The sequence below is a fragment of the Burkholderia sp. FERM BP-3421 genome (assembly GCF_028657905.1).
In the GTDB taxonomy this organism is placed as follows: domain Bacteria; phylum Pseudomonadota; class Gammaproteobacteria; order Burkholderiales; family Burkholderiaceae; genus Burkholderia.
This window is the reverse complement of sequence record NZ_CP117781.1, coordinates 1,799,142-1,823,572: the sequence shown is the minus strand read 5'-3', so window position 1 is coordinate 1,823,572 and position 24,431 is coordinate 1,799,142. Positions and strand designations below refer to the sequence as shown.

Below are 24,431 nucleotides of genomic sequence, written 5' to 3'. Positions count from 1 at the left end.
GCCGTTTTCTCAATATGTAGGATAACGCATCGATTTTTCGGGATCCGCCATTTTTCATCGTGGCGGAGGTATCGCGCATTCTGATTTTATAAACAAAGGACTGCGAATCAATATGGTGGCAACCCACCCGGCCGGCAGGCGTGCCGGCCGACGAGGCAAGCGCGGCGAACGTGAGGGGAAGTGAAGGGCGCCGCGCGGCAACGGAGTGCGTCGATACGCATCCGGGCAAGACGTCGTTCGTGACATGTGATCATTAACCGAGAGGGTAATTCAGATGAAACGTATTTCGAACAAGACACACAGGCACCTATCGATCCTCGCGCTCGCGGCCGCCGCGACGGCGGCCATTGGCACGTCGAGCGCGCATGCGGCCGATGCCGGCTGGACGGAAACCCGCACCAAGGGCTTCCTGCCGCTGGTCCAGATCAACCAGAACAGCAGGGCGGCTGGCGGCGCCGCGGCAAGCGCGGCGGCCGCCGCGGTCGAGCTGGCGCCCGGCGAATCGATCGACGTCGTGCTCGGCCTGAACCTGCGCGACGAGGGCCAACTCGACACCTTCCTGCACGACCTGCACACGCCCGGGTCGCCCCGGTACCGTCAATACCTGACACCCGAGCAGTTCGCGGCGCGCTATGCGCCGACCGAGCAACAGGTGGCCGCCGTCGTCGCGCACCTGCGCAAGGCCGGCTTCGTCAATGTCGTCGTCGCGCCGAACCGGCTGCTCGTGTCCGCCTCGGGTACGGCCGCCACCGTCAAGTCGGCGTTCCGGACCTCGCTCAAGCGCTTCAACAAGGACGGCCGCAGCGTCTATGCGAACACCGACGCCGCCCAGGTGCCGAACGCGATCGGCGGGGTGGTGAGCGCGGTGCTCGGCCTGCAGAACGTGGAAGTCATGCATACCGGCGCGACCAGCAAGCCACAAGGCAATACGAGCAACCTGACGATTCCGGCCGGCGCGTCCGCGGTGCCGCACAATCCGGTCGAATTCTCGTCGATCTACGGCGGCGCGAGCACGCCGAGCGCCGCGCAGACGACGGTCGGGATCATCACCGAAGGCGATCTCACGCAGACCCTCGCGGACCTCGGCACCTTCGCCGCGAACAATGCGCTCGGCACGATCAGCACCTCGGTCGTGAAGACCGGCTCGTCCGGCAGTTCGTATACCGACACGAAATGGACCACCGAGTGGAATCTCGACAGCCAGTCGATCGTCGGCGCGGCGGGCGGCAGCGTGCAGCAGATCGTGTTCTACGACGCGCCGTCGATGTCGCTGGCGGCGATCACCGCGGCGTACAACAAGGCGGTGACCGACAACGTCGCGAAGGTGATCAACGTATCGCTCGGCGTATGCGAGGCCTCCGCGCACAGCGCAGGATCACAGGCGACGGACAACACGATCTTCAAGCAGGCGGTGGCCCAGGGGCAGACCTTCTCGGTGTCGGCGGGCGACCACGGCGCGTACGAGTGCGCGGGCGGCGCCCCGTCCCGGTCGACCTACACCGTCAGCGAACCCGCGACGTCGCCGTACGTGATCGCGGTCGGCGGCACGACGCTGTTCACCAACACGTCGAACAACGCGTACAACAGCGAGATCGTCTGGAACGACCCGAGCTGGGAGCCGGGGACGGTGTGGTCGACAGGCGGAGGCTTCAGCAAGTACGAGCGCGCGCCGGCATGGCAGCCGTCGAGCCTGACCGGCTCGACCACCCGCGCGCTGCCGGACATCGGCTTCGACGCAGACCTGCGGACAGGCGCGATCCTGGTGCTGAACGGCAAGACGTCCGATACGCTGTGGGGCGCCGGCTACCTGAACAACGAGGGCGGCACGAGCCTCGCCGCGCCGATCTTCACCGGCATCTGGGCGCGCCTGCAATCGGCGAACGGCAATGCGCTCGGCTTCCCCGCGGCGAGCATCTACGAGTACTTCCCGTCGAACGCCGCGGTGCTGCACGACGTCACGTCCGGCAACAACGGCAGCGGCGGCTATGGGTATAAGGCGAAGGCGGGCTGGGATCCGGTCACGGGCTTCGGCAGCGTCGACATCGCCAAGCTGAACACGTTCATCCAGAGCACCCCCGACTTCGCGCGCTAAGCACGTCGCGCGCGGCGGCGGGCCGGATCGCGAAACGCGGTTCGGCCCGCTGTCTTTGCGGGCATCGAATAAACCGGGCCTGCTGTTCTCAGCCTGGATCGGGCGCGGCCGGCGGCGGCATGCGCGTCATCTGATCCAACTGGCGCACGACTTCGTCGCGCAGCGCGCGCGACATCGACTGATAGCCGAGGACGTCGGCGAACCACAAGCCGTCGGCGGCAAGGCGGCAGATCATCGCGATCGCGGCCTGCGCGAGCGGCAGCTGATCGGGTTGCAGGCCATCGCGCAACGGCGCCGACCAGCGCGCGCGAACGTCGGGATCGCTCATCATCGAGGCGACCAGCACGCGCAGCACATCGCCATCGGCGATCGGGTCCTCTTCGTCGACACTCACGTGCAGGTAGGCCCGCGCCTGGGCGCCGGACGGCATCGGATCCGCCGCCGCGCGCTCGGCGACGCGCCGCTGGAAACCGATGATGGTCTGTTCGAACAAGGCGTCGAGCAGGGCCTGCTTGCTGCGGAAGTGGTATTGCAGGCCGCCCTTGCTGACCGCCGCGCGCTCGGCGACCGCGTCGAGCGTGACCGCCTGCGCGCCATGCTCGCGCGCGAGATCGGACGCGGCCTGCAGCAGTTTCGCGCGCACCTGCGCGGGCGCCTTCTTGCGCCGGCTGCCGGACGCCGGCGGCGAGGGAGGGGAAGCGGGTTGCGGCGCGGCCCGGGCCGCGGGAGGGCGACGGGTGGCGCGGGGAGTATTGGCCATGCGCCATCTTAGCACCCAGGCCTCGACATAAAACAATCCGTCCGGATGGTATGATGCGCGCATGAATCCGCACCTTTCCCCCCAGCTTCCCGCACTCGACGCCGCGATCGTGCGCGGCCGCGACGCGCTCGTCCGCCGCCAGCAAGCCGATGGCAGTTGGTGTTTCGAACTGGAATCCGATGCGACGATCACCGCCGAATACATCCTGATGATGCATTTCATGGACAGGATCGACGAGGCGTTGCAGGAGAAGATGGCGCGCTACCTGCGCGCCACGCAGCGGCTCGACACGCACGGCGGGTGGGCCCTGTACGTCGACGGTGCGCCCGACGTGTCATGCAGCGTCAAGGCGTATTTCGCGCTGAAGGCGGCGGGGGATGCCGAGGACGCGCCGCACATGGCGCGTGCAAGAGAGACGATCCTCGGCCTGGGCGGCGCGGCGAAGTCGAATGTGTTCACGCGGATCCTGCTCGCCACCTTCGGCCAGGTGCCGTGGCGCGCCACGCCGTTCATGCCGATCGAATTCGTGCTGTTCCCGAAGTGGGTGCCGATCTCGATGTACAAGGTCGCCTACTGGGCGCGCACGACCATGGTGCCGCTCCTCGTGCTGTGCTCGCTCAAGGCCCGCGCGCGCAACCCGCGCGGCATTTCGGTCGCCGAACTGTTCGTGACGCCGCCCGACCAGGAGCGCAGTTATTTTCCGAAGGCAGGGGGCGCGCGCCGCGCCTTCCTCGCGCTCGACCGCGTGGTGCGCCACCTCGAACCGCTGATCCCGCGCCGCCTGCGCGCGCGCGCGATTCGCCACGCCGAAACCTGGTGCGCGGAACGGATGAACGGCGAGGACGGGCTCGGCGGGATCTTCCCGCCGATCGTCTATGCATACGAGATGATGCAGGTGCTCGGCTATCCCGACGATCATCCGCTGCGGCGCGACTGCGAGGCGGCGTTGCAAAAGCTGCTCGTCACGCGTGCGGACGGCAGCGTGTACTGCCAACCCTGCCTGTCGCCCGTGTGGGATACCGCGTGGAGCACGATGGCGCTCGAACAGGCATGCGTGGTGACGGATACGCCCGAGGCGGTGCGCGCGACGCGTCAGCGGATCACGCGGGCATACGACTGGCTCGCGATGCGCCAGGTCGATGGGCTGGACGGCGACTGGATCGAGAATGCGCAGCCCGACACGCCGCCCGGCGGCTGGGCGTTCCAGTACGCGAATCCGTACTACCCCGACATCGACGACACCGCTGTCGTGGCCGCGATGCTGCATCGGCGCGGCCGCGCGCAGCAACGGGTGACGGGCACGGATCCGTACGCCGCGCGCGTGGCGCGCTCGCTCGACTGGATCCGTGGCCTGCAGTCGCGCAACGGCGGCTTCGCCGCGTTCGATGCGGATTGCGACCGGCTCTATCTGAACGCGATCCCGTTCGCCGATCACGGCGCGCTGCTGGATCCGCCGACCGAGGACGTCTCCGGCCGCGTGCTGCTGTGCCTGGGCGTGGTGGGGCAACGGGGCGACCGCGCGGTGATCCGCGATTGCATCGCGTACATCAAGCGGACGCAGCAGCCGGACGGAAGCTGGTGGGGACGCTGGGGCACGAACTACCTGTACGGCACCTGGAGCGTGCTGGCCGGGCTCGCGCTGGCGGGCGAGGCCCCGTCGCAACCGTACATCGCACGCGCGCTCGCGTGGTTGCGCGCGCGGCAGCATGCCGACGGCGGCTGGGGCGAGACGAACGACAGCTATAGCGATCCGACGCTCGCCGGCACGAACGGCGGCGAAAGCACGTCGAACTGCACCGCATGGGCGCTGCTCGCACAGATGGCGTTCGGCGACGGCCAGTCGGAATCGGTGCGGCGCGGGGTGGCCTATCTGCTGTCCGTGCAGCAGGACGACGGTTTCTGGTGGCATCGTTCGCACAACGCGCCGGGCTTCCCGCGCATCTTCTATCTGAAGTACCACGGCTACACCGCGTACTTCCCGCTGTGGGCGCTCGCGCGATACCGGCGCTTGAACGAGACGGCAGTCGATACCGCGCCCACGCGGATCGCGGAAGTCGCGGCCTGAGTCGGTTGTCCGCGCGCATGCGGGCATCGCCGGGCGTCACGACCGGAGCGGCGGCCTCGCAATCGAGCCCGCCGCGAACCCGGTGAAGCGAAACCCCGCCCATTCATTTAGACGACCGGTCTAATTCGATGCTATCATCCGCGGCATGAGCGCAAGCACCGCCGCCGACGTGCGGCAACACATCCTCGACACCGCCAAGCCCATCATGCTCTGCAAGGGGTTCTCGGGCGTGGGTCTGAACGAGATCCTGGCCGCCGCGGGCGTGCCGAAGGGCTCGTTCTATCACTACTTCGGCTCGAAAGAGGCGTTCGGCGAAGCCATTCTCGAATCGTACTTTGCCGATTACATCGAGCATATCGACCGCCTGTTCAAACCCGATGCCCAGCCCGCCGCGGTGCGCTTCATGCGCTACTGGAGCACCTGGCAGGCGATGCAGGAGGGCAAGGATCCCGAAGGAAAATGCCTCGCGGTCAAGCTGGGCGCGGAAGTGTGCGACCTGTCCGAGGCCATGCGCGTCGCGCTGAAGCGCGGCACCGACCGTATTGTCGATCGGCTTGCCGCCTGCCTGGCCGTCGCGCTCGAAGACGGTTCGCTCACGGTCGACATCGAGCCACGGGAAACCGCCGTGATGCTCTACGAACTGTGGCTGGGCGCGACCTTGCTGGAAAAGATGCGCCGCGACGGCTCGGCATTGCAGACCGCCATGAAGACGACCCGGCGGATGCTGCGACTTCCCGGGCACTAGGGAAAGAGCAGGGCGGCGGCTTGCCGGTCGGCGTCCAATCCGGCGCCCTCGAGAACGCCGCCAGTAGGACACACACGTACTTCGATACGCTCACGCGTATCTTTTTTTGATCGCCAAACTAGACGACTGGTCTAATATATCGGAACGCACGATGCAGAATTTCAGCTACTACAACCCCACGCGCATCCTCTTCGGCGAGAACACGGTGGCCCGCCTCGACGAACTGATTCCTCGCGACGCCCGCGTTCTCGTGCTGTACGGCGGCGCGAGTGCGCAAAAGACCGGCACGCTGGACGAAGTGCGCGCCGCGCTCGGTGCGCGCGAGGTCGAAACGTTCGGCGGCATTGAGCCGAATCCGACCTACGAGACGCTGATGAAGGCGGTCGAGCAGGTGAAGGCGAAGCGCATCGCGTTCCTGCTCGCGGTCGGCGGCGGCTCGGTGATCGACGGCACGAAGTTCGTCGCCGCCGCTGCGCTGTTCGATGGCGAACCGTGGCAGATCCTGGAAACGCATGGCGCGAACGTGCGCGACGCACTGCCGTTCGGCAGCGTGCTGACGCTACCCGCGACCGGCTCCGAAATGAACAGCGGCGGCGTGATCACGCGCCGCGCGACCCACGCGAAACTGGCGTTTCGCAGCGAGCACGTGTTCCCGGCGTTCTCGATTCTCGATCCGACCAAAACCTACACCTTGCCGGCGCGGCAGATCGCGAACGGCGTCGTCGACGCGTTCACGCATATCGTCGAGCAATACCTGACCTATCCCGCCGACGGCCTCGCGCAGGACCGCTTCGCGGAGGGCCTGCTGCAGACCTTGATCGAGATCGGCCCGAAAGCGCTGGCCGAGCCGCACGACTATGCGGTGCGGGCCAACCTGATGTGGGTCGCGACGCTCGCCCTGAACGGCCTGATCGGCGCGGGCGTGCCGCAGGACTGGGCGACGCACATGGTAGGCCACGAGCTGACCGCGCGCTACGACATCGATCACGCGCGCACGCTCGCGGTCGTGCTGCCCTCGATGCTGCAGGTGCGGCGCGACAGCAAGCGCGCGAAGCTGCTCCAGTACGCGGCGCGCGTATGGAACATCACCGACGGCACGGAAGACGCGCGCATCGATGCGGCGATCGACGCGACGCGCGCGTTTTTCGAACGCCTCGACGTGAAGACGCGCCTGGTCGATTACGGCGTTGGTGCAGAGGCAATCGACCAACTCGTCGCGCAACTCGGCGAACACGGCATGACGCAACTGGGCGAGCACAAGGATGTCACGCTCGACGTCAGTCGACGCGTGCTGGAAGGCGCGTTGTAACCCATCGCAAGCCATCGTCTCATCGAAGAGGACATGTATGCCGCAAATCGAATCCATCAACCGCCGCATCGTACTGGCCGCCCGTCCGTCCGGCGCGCCGACGCCGCACGACTTCCGTCTCGAAACCCATGAGGTGCCGACGCCGCGCGACGGCGAAGTGCTGCTGCGCACGCTCTATCTGTCGCTCGATCCGTACATGCGCGGCCGCATGAGCGATGCGCCGTCGTATGCGCCGCCCGTCGAGCTGGGCGACGTGATGGTGGGCGGGACCGTCAGCCGGGTCGTCGCGTCGAATCACGCGCGGTTCGCGGCCGGCGATCTCGTGCTCGGCGCAAGCGGATGGCAGGATTACGCCGTGTCGAACGGCGTCGACCTGATGCCGCTCGGCCGGGACGTCGCGCATCCGTCGCACGCGCTGGGCGTGCTGGGCATGCCGGGGTTCACCGCGTATCACGGCTTGTTGAATATCGGCGAGCCGAAAGCGGGCGAGACCGTGGTCGTCGCGGCCGCGAGCGGCGCCGTGGGCTCCGTGGTCGGACAGATCGCCCGGCTGAAAGGGTGCCGGGTGATCGGCATCGCGGGCGGCGCCGACAAGTGCCGCTACGTGACTGAAACACTGGGCTTCGATGCCTGCATCGACCGCCGCGCGCCGGATTTTGCCGACCAACTCGCGAAGGCGTGTCCCGACGGCATCGACGTGTACTTCGAGAACGTCGGCGGCGCGGTGTTCGACGCCGTCCTGCCCTTGCTCAATGCCGGCGCGCGCGTGCCGGTTTGCGGCCTCATCGCGCACTACAACGCCAGTGCGCTGCCGCCGGGGCCGGACCGTTTGCCGTTGCTCGCGGGCGTGCTGCTCGCGAAGCGGGTCCGCATGCAGGGCTTCATCATCCTCGACCACTACGCGAGCGGCTACGCGGCATTTCTCCGGGAAATGGGCGAGTGGGTGGAGGCCGGCAGGGTCACGCTGCGCGAGGATGTCGTCGACGACCTCGAACAGGCGCCGCACGCTTTGATCGGCCTGCTCGAAGGCGAGAACTTCGGCAAGCTCGTCATCAAGGTGGCTGACGCCTGAGGCCCGGCGCACCGCGTGAGGAAGCCCATCCATGCGCATCCATCTCTTCGTCAGCCTGATCCCGAAGCCGGAACATGCAGCCGCGGTCGAGGCTGAACTCCGGCGCATGGTGACGGCGACCCGCGCCGAACCGGGCAATCTTCGCTACGACCTGTTCCGGCAGGCGGACGGACAACCGGGATTTCACCTGTTCGAAACCTGTCGGGACGAAGCCGCGATCGACGCGCACCGCGCCTAGCGCGCCAAGGTAGCGGATTGGCTGGTCGAGGCGCCGGACGTGAAGGCCCTCCTGGCGGCCGATGTCGCGGAGCAGGCGACCGATCGGTGAGCAGGCGGGCGAAACAAGGTCGCGGTGCGCGCCGGCTTGCAAACCGGCGCGCACCGTCGTGCGAACGAGAGGAAGCGATGCGTATCAATACCGTGTTGTCCATATGCGTGATGGCTTGCGCGATGACTTCCGCATTCGCGGAAACGCAGAGCGCGCTCACGCGGGAACAAGTGAGGGCGGAGCTTTATCAGGCATTTCTGGATGCCAGGCTGCCGCAGGACATGAAGCAAACGTATCCGTCGCCGCCCATGAATCAGGCCGATATCGCCGCCAACCGGCGACGCGACGTCGCGCGCAACGACGCCTATGCGCACTTCGTCCGATAAACCCGAATGCTTGCTCTAAAGACGGGACGGCGCGGAGGCCGTGCCGGCAGCCGCACCCGGCACGGGTGAACGACGCGCATGCGCTATCCGGAAAGAAGTCGATATGGCATGCTGTCGCTCCACGCGATACGCGACGGCTTGCGCGGCGATTCACCCGCGCGCGTCCCGCCCGATTGCGCACCGCAGAAACAGAATAACGATGCGCCGTATCCGTTGCTGAAAATCATCGAGGCATGACCGCGCGCGTGCGGCCATGTCATCGCGCGTCACCCGGCGCGGCTCGCCACGCAGTCCCTCGAATGCGCATTCCACGATAGACGATAGAGTGATGACATCGACTTTTCATGCCCGGCATCCGGCGGGCGCATTCGCGATGTTGATCGCGGCGTTCGCGATCAACATGAGCGGAACCACGTTGCCGACCGCGATCTACGGGCACTATCAACACCATTATGGGCTGACGCCCACCCTCGTCACGACGATCTACGCCGTGTATGCGGCCGGCGTGCTGGGCGCGCTGCTCACGGTCGGCAACTGGTCCGATCAACTGGGACGGCGGCGCATGCTGCTTGCCGGGCTGCTTGCCTCGGCCTTGTCGTCCGTCGTGTTCCTGCTGAGCGACGGCGTGTCGACACTGATGCTCGCGCGGTTCCTGTCGGGCCTGTCCGCCGGGCTCTTCACCGGCACCGCCACGGTAGCGGTGATCGAAGCGACGCCGCCCGCGTGGCGCACGCATGCGACCCTGGCGGCGACTGCCTCCAACATGCTCGGCCTGGGCTGCGGCCCGCTGCTCGGCGGCATGCTGGTCGAATGGCTCCCGTGGCCGATGCGCCTGCCGTATGCAGCCCATCTGCTGCTCGTAGGTGTCGCGGCGGTGGGCGTGTGCCTGGTGCCCGAGACCGCACGCTTGCCCGCGCGCAGGAAGCTCGGCCTGCAGCGCCTTTCGCTTCCCGATGCCGTGCGACCGGTTTTCATTCCCGCGGCCATGGCCGGCTTCGCCGGATTTGCCGTCGTCGGCTTTTTCGCCGCGGTCGCGCCGCAACTGATCCGCGCCTCGCTGCATCTTCACAACGGCGTGCTGATCGGCGCGATCGTGTTTCTCGTGTTCGTGTGCTCCACCATCGGGCAGATCGCGCAGGCGCGGATCGCCGCGCGCTGGCGCTTGCTGGCCGGATGCGCCGGGCTGATCGGCGGCTTGCTGGCCATCGCGCTCAGCGTGCGGGAAAGCTCGCTGGACGCGTTGCTGGTCGGAAGCGTGCTGGCCGGAATCGGGCAGGGCATTTCGCTGCGGTCCGGCTTGAGCGAGATCGCCACGGCTGCTCCGCCGGACCGGCGCGCCGAAGTGACGTCGCTGTTCTTCGTCGTGCTCTACGTCGCCATTTCACTGCCGGTGATCGCACTCGGCGTGGCGGTGCAAAAAGTCGGCATCGAACGGGCCACGTTGATTTTCGCCGGCGCGACGATCGTGCTGGTGGGATTGGCGTTGAGCATTTCGCTCGCGACCCGGCGCATGGAACAGCCGGGTGCGGCTTGACGCCCGCGTCTCGACGCATGGACCCGCCTGATCCGATCAAATGAAAATCGCCGCTGAAGGGCGGCCTATCTGGGAGAGGAGCATGCAGCCACCGAAACACCTTCATCCGGTCGTGGTCGATTCGCTGAATCTGTGGCATCGGATGGTCGAGCAGCAAGATTTGAGCGAGTTGGCATCGATCGTCGCCCCCGGCGCGGAGTTTCGCTCGCCCATGGCTTTTTCGGCTTACCAGTCGGCCGCGGCGCTGACACTTGCATTGAATACCGTCATCCGCGTGCTCGAGGATTTTGCCTACCATCGCCAACTGGTGAGCGACGACGGGCTCAGCGTCGTTCTCGAATTCAGCGCACGGGTGGGCGAACGCAAGCTCAAGGGCGTCGATTTCATCCGCTTCGACGCGCACGGCAAGATCGCCGAATTCGAGGTGATGGTGCGCCCGCTGAATGCGCTGCAGGCGCTCGGCGCCGAGATGGGAGCGCGGCTGGGCGACAAGCTGCCCGCCTACAAGGCCGCGACGTGAGCGGCAGCGGCCATTGATCGGACTGGCATCCGCTCCGGTTCATGATGCGTGCGAACACGCATCATGCAGACTCATTGCGAGAACCCGCTTGTGCCTGCGCGACCCGGCTGTCGAGCGCCGCGACGACCTGCCGCACGACCTCGTCCCAGTCGCCGGGACGGCTCTGCCGAAACAGACGCAGCGCCTGCGGATACCACGGCGAATCGCTGCGCGACTGCATCCAACGCCAGTCGGTCCAGTATTTCGACAGCAGCACCCAGCACGATTTGCCGAGCGCACCCGCCAGATGGGCGACGGCGGTATCGACGGTGATGACCAGATCCAGTTGGGCGATCACGGCTGCCGTGTCCGCAAAGTCCGCGAGGTCCGGCCCGACCGGCATGACAGGCAGATGCGCAGGCGCGCGAGCGGCTTCTTCCTCTGCCGCGCCCTTCTGCAGGCTGATGAAACGCACGCCCGGCACCGACCATAACGGCGCAAGCGTCATAAGGCCCGGCAACGAGCGGGCGTCGTCGTTCTGATGTCCCGTGAAGCCTCGCCAGACGAGCCCCACCTTGAAGCCTTCGGCGGGCAAGCGGTTGCGCCAACGCTCGAGTCGCGCCGGTGGTGCGCGCAGATATGGCAGCGACGCGGGGATCGTGTCGACCGTCGTACCGAGATACAGCGGCAGGCTCATGAAGAACGACCAGTAGTCGTAGGTGCGCGCAGGCTTGAGCGACGTCGTGACCTCGTCCACTCCATCGACCGTCGCGAGCAGCGCTGCGAGCGGTTCCGGGCAAATCAAGGTGAGATGCTTTACACCTCGTGCCTTCAGCAGCGGCACATAGCGCACGAACTGAAGGTAGTCGCCATAGCCCTGCTCAGGCCAGATTGCGAGCGACTTGCCGATCAGCGCCTGCCCCTGCCATTGCGGGTAGTGGAGCTGCGGGACCGAGGCATCGGCGCGCGTCGTTCTGCCCGCACGGTAACGAAACTCACCGTGCGGCCAGCCCTCCTCGTAGCGCCCCTGGGCGAGCAGCAGGATCGCGAGGTTCCAGTGCGCATCGGCGAAATCCGGCCTGCACCCGAGCACTTCGTGGTACGCCGCCTCGGCTTGTGCTGGCCGCTCGAGCAGTCTGAGTGCCGTACCGAGATTGTTGCGCGCGTCGACATGCGCGGGATCGATCACGAGTGCCTGGCGCAAGGCCGGTTCTGCTTCATCAGGGCGATCGGTGCGCAACATCAGCAGGCCGAGGTTGTAGTGCGTGTGCACCAAGTGCGGATCGACTTCGAGCGCCCGTCGAAACACCGCGTCCGCGTCGGAAAACCGTTTGTCGCGCACGTAGATCGTGCCGAGATTGTTCATCACGCCGGTCGCGTGGGGATCGATTTCGAGTGCGCGCAGAAATGCCGCTTCCGCTTCGACGAAGCGCTGACGCTCCATCAACACGTTACCGAGGGTGTAGTACCCCCGCATGTAGCAAGGCCCCAGTTCGACTGCGCGGCGGCACATTGCTTCGGCCTCTTCGAGACGGGCTTGCTTCAAGAGCAGATTGCCGAGGTTGACGAGATAGACAGGGGCTTCGCTCTGCACCAGTGCCCGACGCATCAATGCCTCGCCACCGGCCAAATCGCCCGCGTCGGAGCGTAGCAGGCCGAGCAGATGCAGCGCATCGGCGTGCTCAGGTTCGTGCGCGAGCACCTGGAGATAGCCGTCGGCAGCCTCCTGGAAACGCCCGGCTTGATGCATGGCATATGCGGTCAGGAACAGGGACATGAATGAGAGTGCGTATGCGTGGGTTCGATAGGGGCGCATAGCCCAATGACGCTTTCGCGATCGTGCGAGCGGTACTGCTACGTATCGACGTCGATATTCAAGTATCCAGAAAGTCTAGCACCGACGCGCTCGCGAGACTCGGGATCGACCATGTGGCGGCCCTCGGCCAAGCAGGGCGAATCGTCAGATTTCCGCGCTTTCAGATCACCAGCCCGAAGCGCGCCGCGCACCAGGCGCGATAGATGATGTCCGGCGAACCGTTCGGCGCGATCAGCGCGCCAAGCAGCACATTGGTGTGCTGCAGCTAGCCTCCCGTTCCGTTCCCGCGACTGGATCGCTCATGCAACCTGCCTGGCGGCGGGGGCCCGCGGAGGGTCTACTCGACGCTCTCCGATTCCTTTGCATCGAGCAGCTCCAGCCGGTATCCATGATTGTAGACAGCGCGGAGCCGGACGCCGTTTTGCGGGCCGAGGTGGAGCTTGGTGCGCACGCGATAGATGTGCGTGTCGAGCGTGCGTGATATCTGATCGGAGTCGCGGCCCCAGATCGATTTGATCAAACGCTCTCGCGGCATCACGCGGCCGCAATTCTGGAATAACGCGACGGCAATGCCGAACTCCCGGAAGGTCAGCTTGATCGGCTCGCCGTCCAGGAACACGGTTCCGCCTGCAATATCGAGCCGATAACGGCCCACTTCGAGCGACATGGGCGCCGAAGTGACGGGATAGGCGCGTCGCAGCAGGGCGCGGACTCGCGCAACCAGCTCATTCCGCCGGACCGGCTTGACCATGTAGTCGTCGGCGCCAGCCTCGAGCGCGACGACGAGCTGGTCCTCGCGCACCCGGTTGGTCAGGAACAGCACGGGAAGGTCTCTGCCGACCCGGGCGCGGATCCAGGCGAGCACCTCCAGCCCGGACATGTCCGGCAGGTTCCAGTCAAGCACGACCAGATCGAAGATGTCGGTTTCGAGGAAACGTATGGCTTCGGCGCTGGCGACAGCGCTCCGTACATCAAATCCTTCGGTGATCAACGTCTCGCGGATAAGTTGTGCCTGTGATGGCTCATCATCAAGGGACAGTATTCTCATTGCGACCGCTTTCCTTCGGGTTGCACAGATTTGCAAAAACTGGTTTGCATAAGTGTCGATTCATTCCTCCGGCAAGATGAACCGCTCTTGCCGGGAAATTGTTTCAAATAATTTCAAATCATTTGACCATGTGGTACGCGCTGAAGAATCGCACTTTTCACGGCATGATTTGTCAACATTTCTGAATGAAAGCCATATTCTTATTCTGTACATCTCGATGTGACAAATGTTTTCAATTGGCGACGGTCATGCCTATAGCCTGTGGTCTAAAGGTTGTTGCCATGAATTTAAGGGTTTGATGTTGACCATTCTTGTCGTTCGAGCTTGCTCGTACGATGAGGCATGTTGGAAGTCATGTTCTCGTCGTACAGATTGCCGGTGCGCCATGCGGCATCGTGAAGGGCAGGGCAAGCGTCCCGTGACCGGGGAGCATGAAGTACAAGATGTCGGCGTCTGCCTGTTCTGGCCATCGGAAATCAGATAACCGCGAGCATGCAGCATGGAATCCTATCGACAATACCTAGAGCAGAAATCTAAACTGGAGTCGCAGTTTGCCGAAGAGCGCCGGATCGCGGCGGAGGCCATTCTGCAGGAAATTCAGTATTGCATTCGAGAGTTTAGTTTCCTGCCGGAAGATATTTTCCCTGCGGAAATCCTCCGGCGCGCGACCAAGCGACGGGTCCGCTACTTCGACCCGGTCAGCGGCGCCACGTGGTCGGGATCAGGGCGCGCACCCGACTGGATTCGCGACAAAGATCGAAAGCAATTTGAAATAAATAATTTCTGATCGGGTCGGATCAGCGCCCCCCGGTTGATTCAATTCGCCGATCGGGCGGGCCGCGTTCGCAGCGTGACATGGTCTCGGAAAGGCATCGAAGAGCCTCGTTAGGCCGATCGCTGCGAGAGAAGGGCTCTACTCGCGCATTGGCCAGCGGCGCGGTTATCGGCCGGAATCTCGCCTGCCTATAGGCATGACGGTAATAGATTCGTCGAAGTACGTTTCACCTCATAACCCATCAAGCATTCCCCTCGGCACGGGCGAACCTCGATGCCAAGGATGAGTCGGGCATAGGGTTCCGCACGGCTTTCGGTCAGCTGCGTCCTGCGATTCTCATTGTCCTCCCCAGTCTGACGTGCCCGACGCGATTCAGATGCCCCGTTGACCAATCCTTCTTCCATCCAGCGCAGCCCCCATCTTGAGGCGCACTGTTTCGATGGCAATTCCTGGTTTCGCTCCCTTATTTCACACCAATACGCTGTCCCTGGTAAATCCGCCAGGTTTGCGGCAAGCGCGCCTTTGTCGAGTCTTAAATCATTAGGGCAATCGATATGACTTATATATGGGGCGAGATGACAATTTGAACTGATTGTCATAATTTACATTTTTTAAAAATTTTCGTGACAAAAGTTTTCTTTGCGCGATCCGTCGATAAATATCATCCAATCGAATCATAAAAGAGATGGGGCCACCAGGCGCACGATCGAATCCGATTAAAGATAAGCCCTCGATCTCATGCCGTGCGCCGGAAGATGCTCCCATTCTTTAAATACCTCTATCTATTTGAGCGTTGCCAGTTGCAGGTTCGCATGTTATTTCGCGCGTGACGAATGATTCGTCTTTGTAGTAAGGGGGGGAGCTTGATCGCTATGCCGCCATGCCGACTTGGAAAGCCACACGGCAGAAGTACAGCTTTTAAACGTTGTTGCTTGCGGCAAGACTTGAGCCGACACCTGTGGTCACGCTGCTGATAGTTCTTATATAAGGGGTATATATTTTGAATAAATCATACAAGACGATTTGGAATGAGTCGCTCGGCGCGTGGGTGGCTGCGTCGGAAATTGATTCCTCTAAGGGCAGAAAGGCGAAGGTGGCGCGCGCGATTGCGGTTGCACTGCCAAGTGCGAAAGGGCGGGGGGCCACAGTCCGGATGCTGACCGCCGCGGTGTTGGGAGGGGCCGTAATCTTCGCACCGACCTCGGTGTTTGCCGCCGCATTTACCGTTTGCGCCAACGGAACGGCCTACGGCTTGTCTTCCACCGGCACCGGTACCTACAACATGGACTGCACGACGGGCAGTGACGTGCTCTACATGGGTGGCGCGGCAAGCGGCCCCGGAGGCAATGCGATAGCGGGTCCGACAGTCACGTATATCACGGTCAACAACGCCACGACAACCAGTTCGGACACAACGGGCTCTGTGCCGGGGCAGACGATCGAGCTGAATGCCCCGGGCAGCATCATGCTGAGTGGCAGCAATACTGACGTAACCGGTCACAACATCATCAACCTTGCGAACGGTGCCGTTACCGCGACCAGCACCGACGCGATCAACGGCAGTCAACTGTTTTCGCTGTCGACTTCAACCTCGACCGGTTTGTCGTCGGCCAATAGCAGCATTGTCTCGCTGTCCACGTCGACGTCGACCGGCATCAGCTCGCTCTCGACAGGTCTCAGCACCACCAACAGCAGAATCACCTCGCTGTCCACGTCTGCGTCGACCGGCATCAGCTCGCTCTCGACGGGTCTCAGCACGACCAACAGTACCGTCACGTCGCTCTCGACTTCGACGTCGACCGGTCTCTCATCGGCCAATAGCTCGATCACCTCTCTGTCCACGTCTGCATCGACCGGCATCAGTTCACTCTCGACCGGCCTGAGCACCACTAACAGCACCGTCACGTCGCTCTCGACCTCGACGTCGACCGGTCTCTCGTCGGCCAACAGTTCGATCATCTCGCTGTCCACCTCGACGTCCACCGGCATCAGCTCGCTCTCGACCGGCCTGAGCACCACCAACAGCACCGTAACGTCGCTCTCGACCTCCACGTCGACCGGTCTCTCGTCGGCCAATAGCAGCATCGTCTCGCTGTCCACGTCGACTTCGACCGGCATCAGTTCGCTCTCGACCGGCCTGAGCACCACCAACAGTGCCGTCACGTCGCTCTCGACCTCGACGTCGACCGGTCTCTCGTCGGCCAATAGCTCGATCGTTTCGCTGTCCACCTCGACGTCCACCGGCATCAGCTCGCTCTCGACAGGTCTCAGCACGACCAACAGCACCGTCACGTCGCTCTCGACCTCGACGTCAACCGGCCTGTCGTCGGCCAACAGCAGCATCGCTTCGCTGTCCACCTCGACGTCGACCGGCATCAGCTCGCTTTCGACAGGTCTCAGCACCACCAACAGCACCGTCACGTCGCTCTCGACGTCGACGTCAACCGGCCTGTCGTCGGCCAACAGCAGCATCGCTTCGCTGTCCACCTCGACTTCGACCGGCATCAGCTCGCTTTCGACCGGCCTCAGCACGACCAACAGCACCGTCACGTCGCTCTCGACCTCGACGTCGACCGGTCTCTCGTCGGCCAACAGTTCGATCACCTCGCTGTCCACCTCGACGTCGACCGGCATCAGCTCGCTCTCGACCGGCCTGAGCACGACCAACAGCACCGTAACGTCGCTCTCGACGTCGACGTCGACCGGCCTGTCGTCGGCCAACAGCAGCATCGTTTCGCTGTCCACCTCGACGTCGACCGGCATCAGCTCGCTTTCGACCGGCCTGAGCACCACCAACAGCACCGTAACGTCGCTCTCGACGTCGACGTCGACCGGCCTGTCGTCGGCCAACAGCAGCATCGCTTCGCTGTCCACCTCGACGTCGACCGGCATCAGCTCGCTGTCCACCGGCCTGAGTACCGCTGTCTCAGCCACGAACAACCTCGGCACGAGCACCGCCTCGGCGCTCGGCGGCGGCGCTGCCTATAATCCGGCGACCGGCACGATCTCGGCGCCGTCGTACACCACGTACAACGCGAACGGCACGACCACCACGGCCAACAACGTCGGCGCCGCGATCGACAACATCAACAGCCAGGGCATCAAGTACTTCCACGCGAATTCCACCGCGGCGGACAGCCAGGCTCTCGGCACCAACTCCGTTGCGATCGGTCCGAACGCCGTCGCCCAAAATGCCGGAGACGTCGCGCTCGGCAGCGGCTCGGTCACCGCCGCCGCGAATCCGACCGCCAGCGCCACCATCGCCGGCACGAGCTACTCGTTTGCCGGCACGACGCCGACCAGCGTCGTGAGCGTCGGTGCGGCCGGCTCCGAGCGTCAGGTTACCAACGTCGCTGCCGGGCAAATCACCGCCACCAGCACGGACGCGATCAACGGTTCGCAACTGTTCGCGACGAATACGGCGATCAACAGCCTGTCGACTTCGACGTCGACAGGCCTGTCGACGTCGAACAGCTCGATCGCATCGCTGTCGACGTCGACGTCAACCGGCATTTCGTCGCTGTCGACGGGCTTGTCCACGACGAATAGCACGGTTGCCTCGTTGTCGACCTCGACCTCGACCGGTCTGTCGACGGCAAACAGCTCGATCGCCTCGCTGTCCACCTCGACGTCGACCGGCATCTCGTCGCTGTCGACGGGCTTGTCCACGACGAACAGCACGGTTGCCTCGCTGTCGACCTCGACCTCGACGGGTCTGTCGACCGCAACCAGCTCGATCTCGTCGCTGTCGACGTCGACGTCGACCGGCATCTCATCGCTGTCGACCGCCGTCAACGCGGCAAAGACGCACTACTACAGCGTCAACGACAACGGCACGCAGCAAGGCAACTACGCCAACGACGGCGCGACGGGCATCAACGCGCTGGCGGCGGGCACGAACGCGACGGCCGCGGGCGCAAGCGCGGTGGCGGTGGGCGATGGCTCGAACGCCAGCGCGGCCGGTTCGGTCGCCCTGGGTCAAAACGCAGTCGCCAGCATCGCGAACAGCGTGGCGCTGGGTTCGAACTCGGTGACGGCGGCAGCCAATCCGACGGCCACGGGCACGGTCGGCGGGGTGACCTACAACTACGCAGGCACGACCCCGGTGGGTGTGGTGAGCGTGGGCGCGCCGGGCGCGGAACGCCAGATCACGAACGTCGCGGCAGGCCAGGTGACGGCAACGAGCACGGACGCGATCAACGGTTCGCAACTGTTCGCGGCGAACACGGCGATCAACAGCCTGTCGACCTCGACGTCGACCGGCCTGTCATCGGCAAACAGCTCGATCGCATCGCTGTCGACGTCGACGTCAACCGGCATTTCGTCGCTGTCGACGGGTTTGTCCACGACGAACAGCAACCTTGCCTCGCTGTCGACGTCGACGTCGACCGGCATCTCGTCACTGTCGACGGGCTTGTCCACGACGGATAGCAACCTTGCTTCGCTGTCGACCTCGACTTCGACGGGCCTGTCGACCGCAAACAGCTCGATCTCGTCGCTGTCGACCGCTGTCAACGCGTCGAAGACGCACTACTACAGCGTCAACGACAACGGCACGCAGCAAGGCAACTACGCCAACGACGGCGCGACGGGCATCAACGCGCTGGCAGCGGGCACGAACGCGACGGCCGCGGGCGCGAGCGCGGTGGCAGTGGGTGACGGCTCGAACGCCAGCGCGGCCGGTTCGGTCGCCCTGGGCCAAAACGCAGTCGCCAGCATCGCGAACAGCGTGGCGCTGGGTTCGAACTCGGTGACGGCGGCAGCCAATCCGACGGCCACGGGCACGGTCGGCGGGGTGACCTACAACTACGCAGGCACGACCCCGGTGGGTGTGGTGAGCGTGGGCGCGCCGGGCGCGGAACGCCAGATCACGAACGTCGCGGCAGGCCAGGTGACGGCGACGAGCACGGATGCGATCAACGGTTCGCAACTGTTCTCGACGAACACGGCGATCAACAGCCTGTCGACTTCGACGTCGACCGGCTTGTCATCGGCGACCAGTTCGATCGTGTCGCTGTCCACCTCGACGTCCACGGGGATCGGTTCGTTGTCCACGGGCTTGAGTTCGACCAACAGCAGCATCGTTTCGCTGTCCACGTCGACCTCGACCGGCATCAGTTCCTTGTCCACGGGCTTGAGCACGACCAACAGCACGGTCCTGTCGCTGTCCACGTCGACCTCGACCGGGATCAGCTCCTTGTCCACCGGCCTGTCGACGACGAACAGCAATATTGCGTCCTTGTCGACGTCGACCTCGACCGCGATTAGCGCCGCGAAGACGCACTACTACAGCGTGAACGACAACGGCACGCAGCAAGGCAACTACAACAACGACGGCGCGACGGGCACCAACGCGCTTGCCGCGGGGACGAATGCGAGCGCCTCGGGCGCGAGCAGCGTCGCGGTGGGCGACGGCGCGAACGCCTCGTCGAGCGGCGCGGTCGCGATCGGGCAGGGCGCATTGGCAAGCGGCAGCCAGGCCGTGTCGATTGGCGCGGCGAGCGTGGCGAGCGGCAATGACGCGCTGGCGATCGGCAATGCCAGCACGGCTGCCGGCACGGGCTCGATCTCCTTCGGCAACACGGCGACGGCAGTCGGCGCCGGCTCGCTCGCGTTCGGCTCGAATGCGGTCGCGAACAACGCCAACGACGTCGCGCTCGGTTCCGGCTCGGTCACGGCCGCGCCGAACCCGACGGCCAGCGCCACGATCGGCGGCGTCTCGTACGGCTTCGCGGGCACTTCGCCGACGAGCGTCGTGAGCGTGGGCGCACCGGGCGCGGAGCGTCAGGTCACCAATGTCGCCGCCGGCCGGGTCTCCGCGACCAGCACGGATGCGGTCAACGGCAGCCAGCTGAACGCGACGAATCAGGCGCTCAACAGCCTGTCGACGTCGACGGCGACCAACATCAGCTCGCTGTCGACGGGAGTCACCTCACTGTCGACGGGTTTGAGCACGACCAACAGCACGGTGGCACAGCTGTCCAGTTCCACGTCGACCAGCATCGGTTCGTTGTCGACCGGGGTGGCGAACATCAACAACCAGTTGACGTCGCTTTCGACCTCGATCAACAACACGACGCTTTCGCAGAACTCAACGGGTGTCGCGGCCGACATGAACGGCACGGGTTCGGACAAGCCGACCGTCACCGCCGGCTCGAACTCGGTGGCGATCGGCTCGAATTCGACGGACGGCGGCCGCTCGAACGTCGTGTCGGTCGGCAGCGACACGCAGCAGCGGCAGATCATCAATGTCGCGCCCGGTACGCAGGGCACCGATGCGGTCAACCTGAATCAGCTGAACGCCGTGCAGTCGACCATGTCGACGGCGCTGTCCAGCCAGCAGGTCCAGATCAACAGCCTCAGCTCGCAATTGCAGCAGACCGACCAGATGGCGCGGCAGGGTATCGCAGCCGTCGGCGCGATGGCGTCGATCCCGCAACTCGACCGCGACGCCAACTTCGGGATGGGGGTCGGCACGTCGACCTTCCTCGGTCAGAAAGCGATGGCGGTCAATATGCAGGCACGGATCACCGATAACCTGAAGGCGTCGCTCAACGGCGGCTTCAGCGGCGGCCAGAAGGTGATCGGGGCGGGCATGTTGTATCAGTGGAAGTAACGCCAGCCGTCCGACCGGCGCGCTCAGTTGGTGCGCGCCGGTCGGCGTTTCAAGCTACAAGCCGTCGAAATCCGTGCTGAATGCGGTGAATTTCCAGAACCGGACAGCGTCGCCGGGTATATGCGGCACGCCGACACTCGGCGTTGCCTCCACCCCCGCGGCACTGCCGCTACTCGCCTTGACACGCTCCCTCGGTTTTTGGATTCGGATATCTGAAGCGCAGGGAAGGGCGCCCAGTCAAAGCGTGGCAATCGTTCACAGTCGCCCTGAATTCGCTCTATTACTATGCAAAAAGTACTTTGCTCCACGTTTCGGTTGCAACGCAGAGGCTTGGCGTCAAACCTGGGAATAGCGTGTTGCGGCATGGTCGGACCGGAGCTTGAGCGAACAGCGAGAGCATTTTGTCAAACACCGGAAAACGTGGCATAGGGACCGCAGCGTCGACCATCGGCAAGGCAGCCGAACTCGGCTGCCCGCGTACCCTGGTCAACGATGCCGCGCGTGGACTGGATGAGAAGGAGTTTTTCTTTGTTTTTCAGCCCAAGCTGCGGCTCCAGCCAGGATTGCTGTCCGGCTTCGAGTCGCTGATACGTTGGCGCCACCCGACGTACGGCGTCCTGATGCCGTCTGCATTCATCGAACTCGTTGAAAACTCGCCGCTGACGCAGCGCTTCACGGAGTTCGCCATCGCGGAATCGGCGAGGGTGCTCGCCAGCTGGACTGCCTGCGGTTACGGCAGCCTCTCGTTGTCCATCAATCTACCTGCCCAGGAAATCATGCGGCCCGGGATGGCCGATGAATTGGCCGTGACACTCGCTTCTCGCGCGGTGCGGGCCGAACGGCTTCAGATCGAAATCACGGAATCCAACGATCCCGGCCCGATCGACATGTTTGCGTCTGCCGTCACCTCGGTCCGGAACATGGGTGTGAGCGTCGCAATCGATGACTTCGGCGCAGGATGCTGGTCACTCATCGCGCTGCATCGGCTTTCGATCGACACGATCAAACTGGACCGATCCTTCATTCGCGATATTCCCGAGAATCCGGAATCAAGAGCCGTGGTCGAGGCGCTTATCTCGCTTGGGCGCCGTTTAGGCAAACAGGTCGTCATCGAAGGGATCGAGACGGAAGCGCAGTTCGCATGGCTGAAAACCATGACGCCGGTTGATTGCCAGGGGTATTACGTCTCCGAGCCTGTGCAGGAGGCGGAAATCAGCGGGCTGGTGGCGAAGCATGGCGTGCTGATTTGAGCCGCCGCGACGATCAAGCGCGATGCGGCTCGAAATCCCGCGTAAAAGAGTCGCGTGTAAACATCTCGATGTAGTCCAGCATCGCGTCCGACGCGCCCCCGGCTTCCTGTTCGTCCCCGTCGACGATGGCTCGCGCAACCCGCGCGTGATACTGGCTTGCCAGCGGCAGGTCGTTCAAATACTTGTGATGCATGAAGTAGAAGCGCCGCGAAAGCGCATGCAGCGGGGCGATCGCCTCGGCCGCAAACCGATTCCGCGCCAGCTCGGCCATCAGCTGATTGGCTCTGTACACGCTTCTCAGGTAGGCGACGACATCGTGTGATTCGCCGGCTGCCTCGAGTTGCTCAACCGTCTCGCGCATCCGTTCGCGCTCCTCGGGCAAGGCGCGCCGCGCCGCGCGCTGCGCGATGAGGCGTTCGAGTTCGCGACGCGTTTCGAGCACCAGCAACTGATCATGGATGCTGGGAACCGTGACCATGATGCCGTGACGCGGCACGATCTGCAGGAGATGCGACGCGGCCAGGCGTTGCGCGGCCTCGCGAACCGGCGTTCGACCCGTGTTCAGCTTGTCCGCGAGCGACACCTCCGACCAAACGCTGCCCGGCGCCAGCTCCAGCGTCACGATCAGTTCCTCCAGCTTCTGGTGGGCTTGATCCGCAAGGGAAGCACTTATCTGTCCGTTCATGTCCGCTGCCAAGTTAGAAGAATATCACTGACATATTAGCGTGATCCTCCGTTGTTTCCAACTCCATCTTTAAGGGCTCCAGTCCTTATACGGGTTTACAACCTTTGACCCGCTGACCGATCATAAGTATTCTACTGATATGTCAGTGACATCCAGATGATATGTCCAGATTTGAAATGTCAAGAAGCAGGGCAGGCGAGGTCGGCCTGATCTTATGGATAACGGTGCCTGATCATTTTGGCATCAGGCCGATGTTGCAGCCGCCCGATCGTCTGGCAACGGGTACGAGAGGGCCTCGTCTGGGTGACGGCAGTGCCTGCCGTTGCGTCGACGGATGGAATTCCCCGGATATGCGACACGCATATTGGAATAGACGTCATTGACGCAAGACCATTTCTTTACAAAAACAATTGATTTATTCAGGGTAGGGTGGTTTTCCATTAGCGGGAAATCACGGTATGCGTCTGTTTTTGCGCAAAAAATGATTTTCAATTAACCAGGGATCATTCGGACAGAATGAATTTTGGAGAGTGCGATGAGCATCTTGCTAGTGGAAGACGATCTTAATCAAGCCGCAGCCATCGAAAAGGCGTTGCGTGCATCCGATCGAGAAATTTCGAGAGTCAAGGATAATACGCGGGCAGTCCAGTTCCTCCGGGAAAATGTGGTGGATCTGGTCGTGCTGGATTGGCGGATTCCGGATACCAGCGGTCTCGATTTGCTGCATTGGATTCGTGCGAATCTCGGCGACGGGCCTACGGTCTTGTTTTTGACGGCCAGAACCCTCGAGATAGACGTGGTCGCGGCGCTGAATGCGGGAGCGGACGAGTACATCGCCAAGCCATTCCGGGAGGTCGAGCTGGCCGCGCGGATCAATGCTCTGCTGCGTCGGAACAGCCGCAACAAGAAAAACGCAAATCGAATCGAGGTCGGCGGTTATGTCTTGGATTCGGTGACGCGGACCTTGACCTTCCGCGGCGAGATCGTTGAGTTGACGACGAAAGAGTTTTCCCTGGCAAACTGCTTGTTCAATAATCTTGGCAACGTCGTTTCCCGGGATCTTTTGTCGACGCTGGCATGGGGCAGAACGCTTGATGGCACGTCTAGAAGTCTTGATACGCATATTTACCGGCTTCGGCAAAAGTTGGCCATTCGCCCCGAGAATGGCCTTCAATTGGGCGCCGTGTATATGCATGGCTATCGGCTCGATATGATCAACTCGTTCACGGCGGCGGCGGCGGGTGCTGCACTGCCTTGTTGACAGGGAGCCGCGTCGACCTCAACCGAACGGCGGTCCCACCTCGCACCGGCGCGGCGTCCTTGCCGTCGATCTTGATCAGTTCGCCTAGGCAGGGGCAGGCCCGTCCGCACGTGGCTGGCAGCCTGGGCAGCCACGTCCGGTGCGGAATCCACAATCCGACCTCCGTCATGAGCTTGCCAGCCGTTACCTTCGCCAGCCCCGGGTCATGGCATTCCCGGAGCTTCTCACGAGCCAAAGTCGGGCCGAAATC

17 protein-coding genes and 1 pseudogene are annotated in these 24,431 nt (G+C 63.7%); 14 read left to right on the top strand and 4 right to left on the bottom strand.

Going from position 1 to position 24,431, the window contains the following annotated elements:
* Window positions 1–274 precede the first annotated feature (274 nt).
* Complete coding sequence (locus Bsp3421_RS11060; protein ID WP_273996001.1) at window positions 275–2,092, top strand: S53 family peptidase; 1,818 nt, start codon at window positions 275–277, stop codon at window positions 2,090–2,092.
* An 88-nt stretch (window positions 2,093–2,180) separates the two neighbouring features.
* On the opposite strand, the gene Bsp3421_RS11055 is transcribed toward Bsp3421_RS11060, so the two are convergent.
* On the bottom strand, window positions 2,181–2,852 hold the full coding sequence (locus tag Bsp3421_RS11055) for a TetR/AcrR family transcriptional regulator (RefSeq protein ID WP_273996000.1): 672 nt from the start codon (window positions 2,850–2,852) through the stop codon (window positions 2,181–2,183).
* Between the two features lie 61 nt (window positions 2,853–2,913).
* On the opposite strand from Bsp3421_RS11055, the gene shc reads away from it, so the two are divergent.
* The 9 genes from shc (at window position 2,914) to Bsp3421_RS11010 (ending at window position 10,751) form a co-directional block, all read left to right on the top strand.
* Complete coding sequence (gene shc / locus Bsp3421_RS11050; protein ID WP_273995999.1) at window positions 2,914–4,917, top strand: squalene--hopene cyclase; 2,004 nt, start codon at window positions 2,914–2,916, stop codon at window positions 4,915–4,917.
* Between the two features lie 145 nt (window positions 4,918–5,062).
* Window positions 5,063–5,662 carry a TetR/AcrR family transcriptional regulator gene (locus Bsp3421_RS11045; protein WP_273995997.1) on the top strand — a complete coding sequence of 200 codons (600 nt, stop codon included), beginning with the start codon at window positions 5,063–5,065 and terminating at the stop codon, window positions 5,660–5,662.
* A 151-nt stretch (window positions 5,663–5,813) separates the two neighbouring features.
* Window positions 5,814–6,971, top strand: a complete 1,158-nt coding sequence (locus tag Bsp3421_RS11040; protein WP_273995996.1) for an iron-containing alcohol dehydrogenase — start codon at window positions 5,814–5,816, stop codon at window positions 6,969–6,971.
* A 37-nt stretch (window positions 6,972–7,008) separates the two neighbouring features.
* A complete protein-coding gene (locus tag Bsp3421_RS11035) occupies window positions 7,009–8,043 on the top strand; it encodes an NADP-dependent oxidoreductase (protein WP_273998349.1) in 1,035 nt (344 codons plus the stop codon).
* A 31-nt stretch (window positions 8,044–8,074) separates the two neighbouring features.
* Window positions 8,075–8,281, top strand: coding sequence for a putative quinol monooxygenase (locus Bsp3421_RS11030; protein ID WP_443111430.1), 207 nt, complete (start codon window positions 8,075–8,077; stop codon window positions 8,279–8,281).
* 167 nt (window positions 8,282–8,448) lie between these two features.
* Complete coding sequence (locus Bsp3421_RS11025; RefSeq protein WP_273995995.1) at window positions 8,449–8,697, top strand: DUF4148 domain-containing protein; 249 nt, start codon at window positions 8,449–8,451, stop codon at window positions 8,695–8,697.
* Window positions 8,698–8,805: 108 nt separating this feature from the next.
* Complete coding sequence (locus Bsp3421_RS11020; protein WP_273995994.1) at window positions 8,806–8,934, top strand: hypothetical protein; 129 nt, start codon at window positions 8,806–8,808, stop codon at window positions 8,932–8,934.
* Between the two features lie 91 nt (window positions 8,935–9,025).
* On the top strand, window positions 9,026–10,231 hold the full coding sequence (locus Bsp3421_RS11015; protein WP_337995256.1) for an MFS transporter: 1,206 nt from the start codon (window positions 9,026–9,028) through the stop codon (window positions 10,229–10,231).
* A gap of 82 nt (window positions 10,232–10,313) precedes the next feature.
* Window positions 10,314–10,751, top strand: coding sequence for a nuclear transport factor 2 family protein (locus tag Bsp3421_RS11010; RefSeq protein ID WP_273995993.1), 438 nt, complete (start codon window positions 10,314–10,316; stop codon window positions 10,749–10,751).
* A gap of 61 nt (window positions 10,752–10,812) precedes the next feature.
* Here the strand turns inward: Bsp3421_RS11010 and Bsp3421_RS11005 are convergent, their stop codons facing one another.
* Both Bsp3421_RS11005 and Bsp3421_RS10995 read right to left on the bottom strand, forming a co-directional pair.
* Window positions 10,813–12,507: a tetratricopeptide repeat protein gene (locus Bsp3421_RS11005; protein WP_273995992.1), complete on the bottom strand. Its 1,695-nt coding sequence runs from the start codon at window positions 12,505–12,507 to the stop codon at window positions 10,813–10,815.
* 376 nt (window positions 12,508–12,883) lie between these two features.
* Complete coding sequence (locus Bsp3421_RS10995; RefSeq protein ID WP_273995991.1) at window positions 12,884–13,594, bottom strand: response regulator transcription factor; 711 nt, start codon at window positions 13,592–13,594, stop codon at window positions 12,884–12,886.
* A 499-nt stretch (window positions 13,595–14,093) separates the two neighbouring features.
* Here Bsp3421_RS10995 and Bsp3421_RS10990 point away from each other — a divergent pair, with 499 nt between their 5' ends.
* The 3 genes and pseudogenes from Bsp3421_RS10990 (at window position 14,094) to Bsp3421_RS10980 (ending at window position 22,235) form a co-directional block, all read left to right on the top strand.
* Window positions 14,094–14,381 (top strand): H-NS histone family protein, encoded by a 288-nt coding sequence (locus Bsp3421_RS10990; protein ID WP_273995990.1) that lies wholly within the window; start codon window positions 14,094–14,096, stop codon window positions 14,379–14,381.
* A gap of 1,492 nt (window positions 14,382–15,873) precedes the next feature.
* Window positions 15,874–20,985: pseudogene (locus tag Bsp3421_RS10985) on the top strand (beta strand repeat-containing protein); the annotation flags it as partial.
* Between the two features lie 401 nt (window positions 20,986–21,386).
* Window positions 21,387–22,235, top strand: a complete 849-nt coding sequence (locus Bsp3421_RS10980) for an EAL domain-containing protein (RefSeq protein WP_273995987.1) — start codon at window positions 21,387–21,389, stop codon at window positions 22,233–22,235.
* 13 nt (window positions 22,236–22,248) lie between these two features.
* Here Bsp3421_RS10980 and Bsp3421_RS10975 read toward each other — a convergent pair whose 3' ends face one another.
* Entirely contained in the window at window positions 22,249–22,857 is a 609-nt protein-coding gene (locus Bsp3421_RS10975) for a GntR family transcriptional regulator (RefSeq protein ID WP_273995985.1), read from the bottom strand.
* A 598-nt stretch (window positions 22,858–23,455) separates the two neighbouring features.
* Between Bsp3421_RS10975 and Bsp3421_RS10970 the strand changes: the two genes are divergently transcribed.
* Window positions 23,456–24,181, top strand: a complete 726-nt coding sequence (locus tag Bsp3421_RS10970) for a response regulator transcription factor (protein ID WP_273995983.1) — start codon at window positions 23,456–23,458, stop codon at window positions 24,179–24,181.
* Window positions 24,182–24,431: the final 250 nt, after the last annotated feature.

Coding starts and splice junctions, on each gene's coding strand:
- Bsp3421_RS11060 (WP_273996001.1), top strand. CDS start 275: ATGAAACGTATTTCGAACAAGACACACAGGCACCTATCGATCCTCGCG.
- Bsp3421_RS11055 (WP_273996000.1), bottom strand. CDS start 2,852: ATGGCCAATACTCCCCGCGCCACCCGTCGCCCTCCCGCGGCCCGGGCC.
- shc (WP_273995999.1), top strand. CDS start 2,914: ATGAATCCGCACCTTTCCCCCCAGCTTCCCGCACTCGACGCCGCGATC.
- Bsp3421_RS11045 (WP_273995997.1), top strand. CDS start 5,063: ATGAGCGCAAGCACCGCCGCCGACGTGCGGCAACACATCCTCGACACC.
- Bsp3421_RS11040 (WP_273995996.1), top strand. CDS start 5,814: ATGCAGAATTTCAGCTACTACAACCCCACGCGCATCCTCTTCGGCGAG.
- Bsp3421_RS11035 (WP_273998349.1), top strand. CDS start 7,009: ATGCCGCAAATCGAATCCATCAACCGCCGCATCGTACTGGCCGCCCGT.
- Bsp3421_RS11030 (WP_443111430.1), top strand. CDS start 8,075: ATGCGCATCCATCTCTTCGTCAGCCTGATCCCGAAGCCGGAACATGCA.
- Bsp3421_RS11025 (WP_273995995.1), top strand. CDS start 8,449: ATGCGTATCAATACCGTGTTGTCCATATGCGTGATGGCTTGCGCGATG.
- Bsp3421_RS11020 (WP_273995994.1), top strand. CDS start 8,806: ATGCTGTCGCTCCACGCGATACGCGACGGCTTGCGCGGCGATTCACCC.
- Bsp3421_RS11015 (WP_337995256.1), top strand. CDS start 9,026: ATGACATCGACTTTTCATGCCCGGCATCCGGCGGGCGCATTCGCGATG.
- Bsp3421_RS11010 (WP_273995993.1), top strand. CDS start 10,314: ATGCAGCCACCGAAACACCTTCATCCGGTCGTGGTCGATTCGCTGAAT.
- Bsp3421_RS11005 (WP_273995992.1), bottom strand. CDS start 12,507: ATGTCCCTGTTCCTGACCGCATATGCCATGCATCAAGCCGGGCGTTTC.
- Bsp3421_RS10995 (WP_273995991.1), bottom strand. CDS start 13,594: ATGAGAATACTGTCCCTTGATGATGAGCCATCACAGGCACAACTTATC.
- Bsp3421_RS10990 (WP_273995990.1), top strand. CDS start 14,094: ATGGAATCCTATCGACAATACCTAGAGCAGAAATCTAAACTGGAGTCG.
- Bsp3421_RS10970 (WP_273995983.1), top strand. CDS start 23,456: ATGAGCATCTTGCTAGTGGAAGACGATCTTAATCAAGCCGCAGCCATC.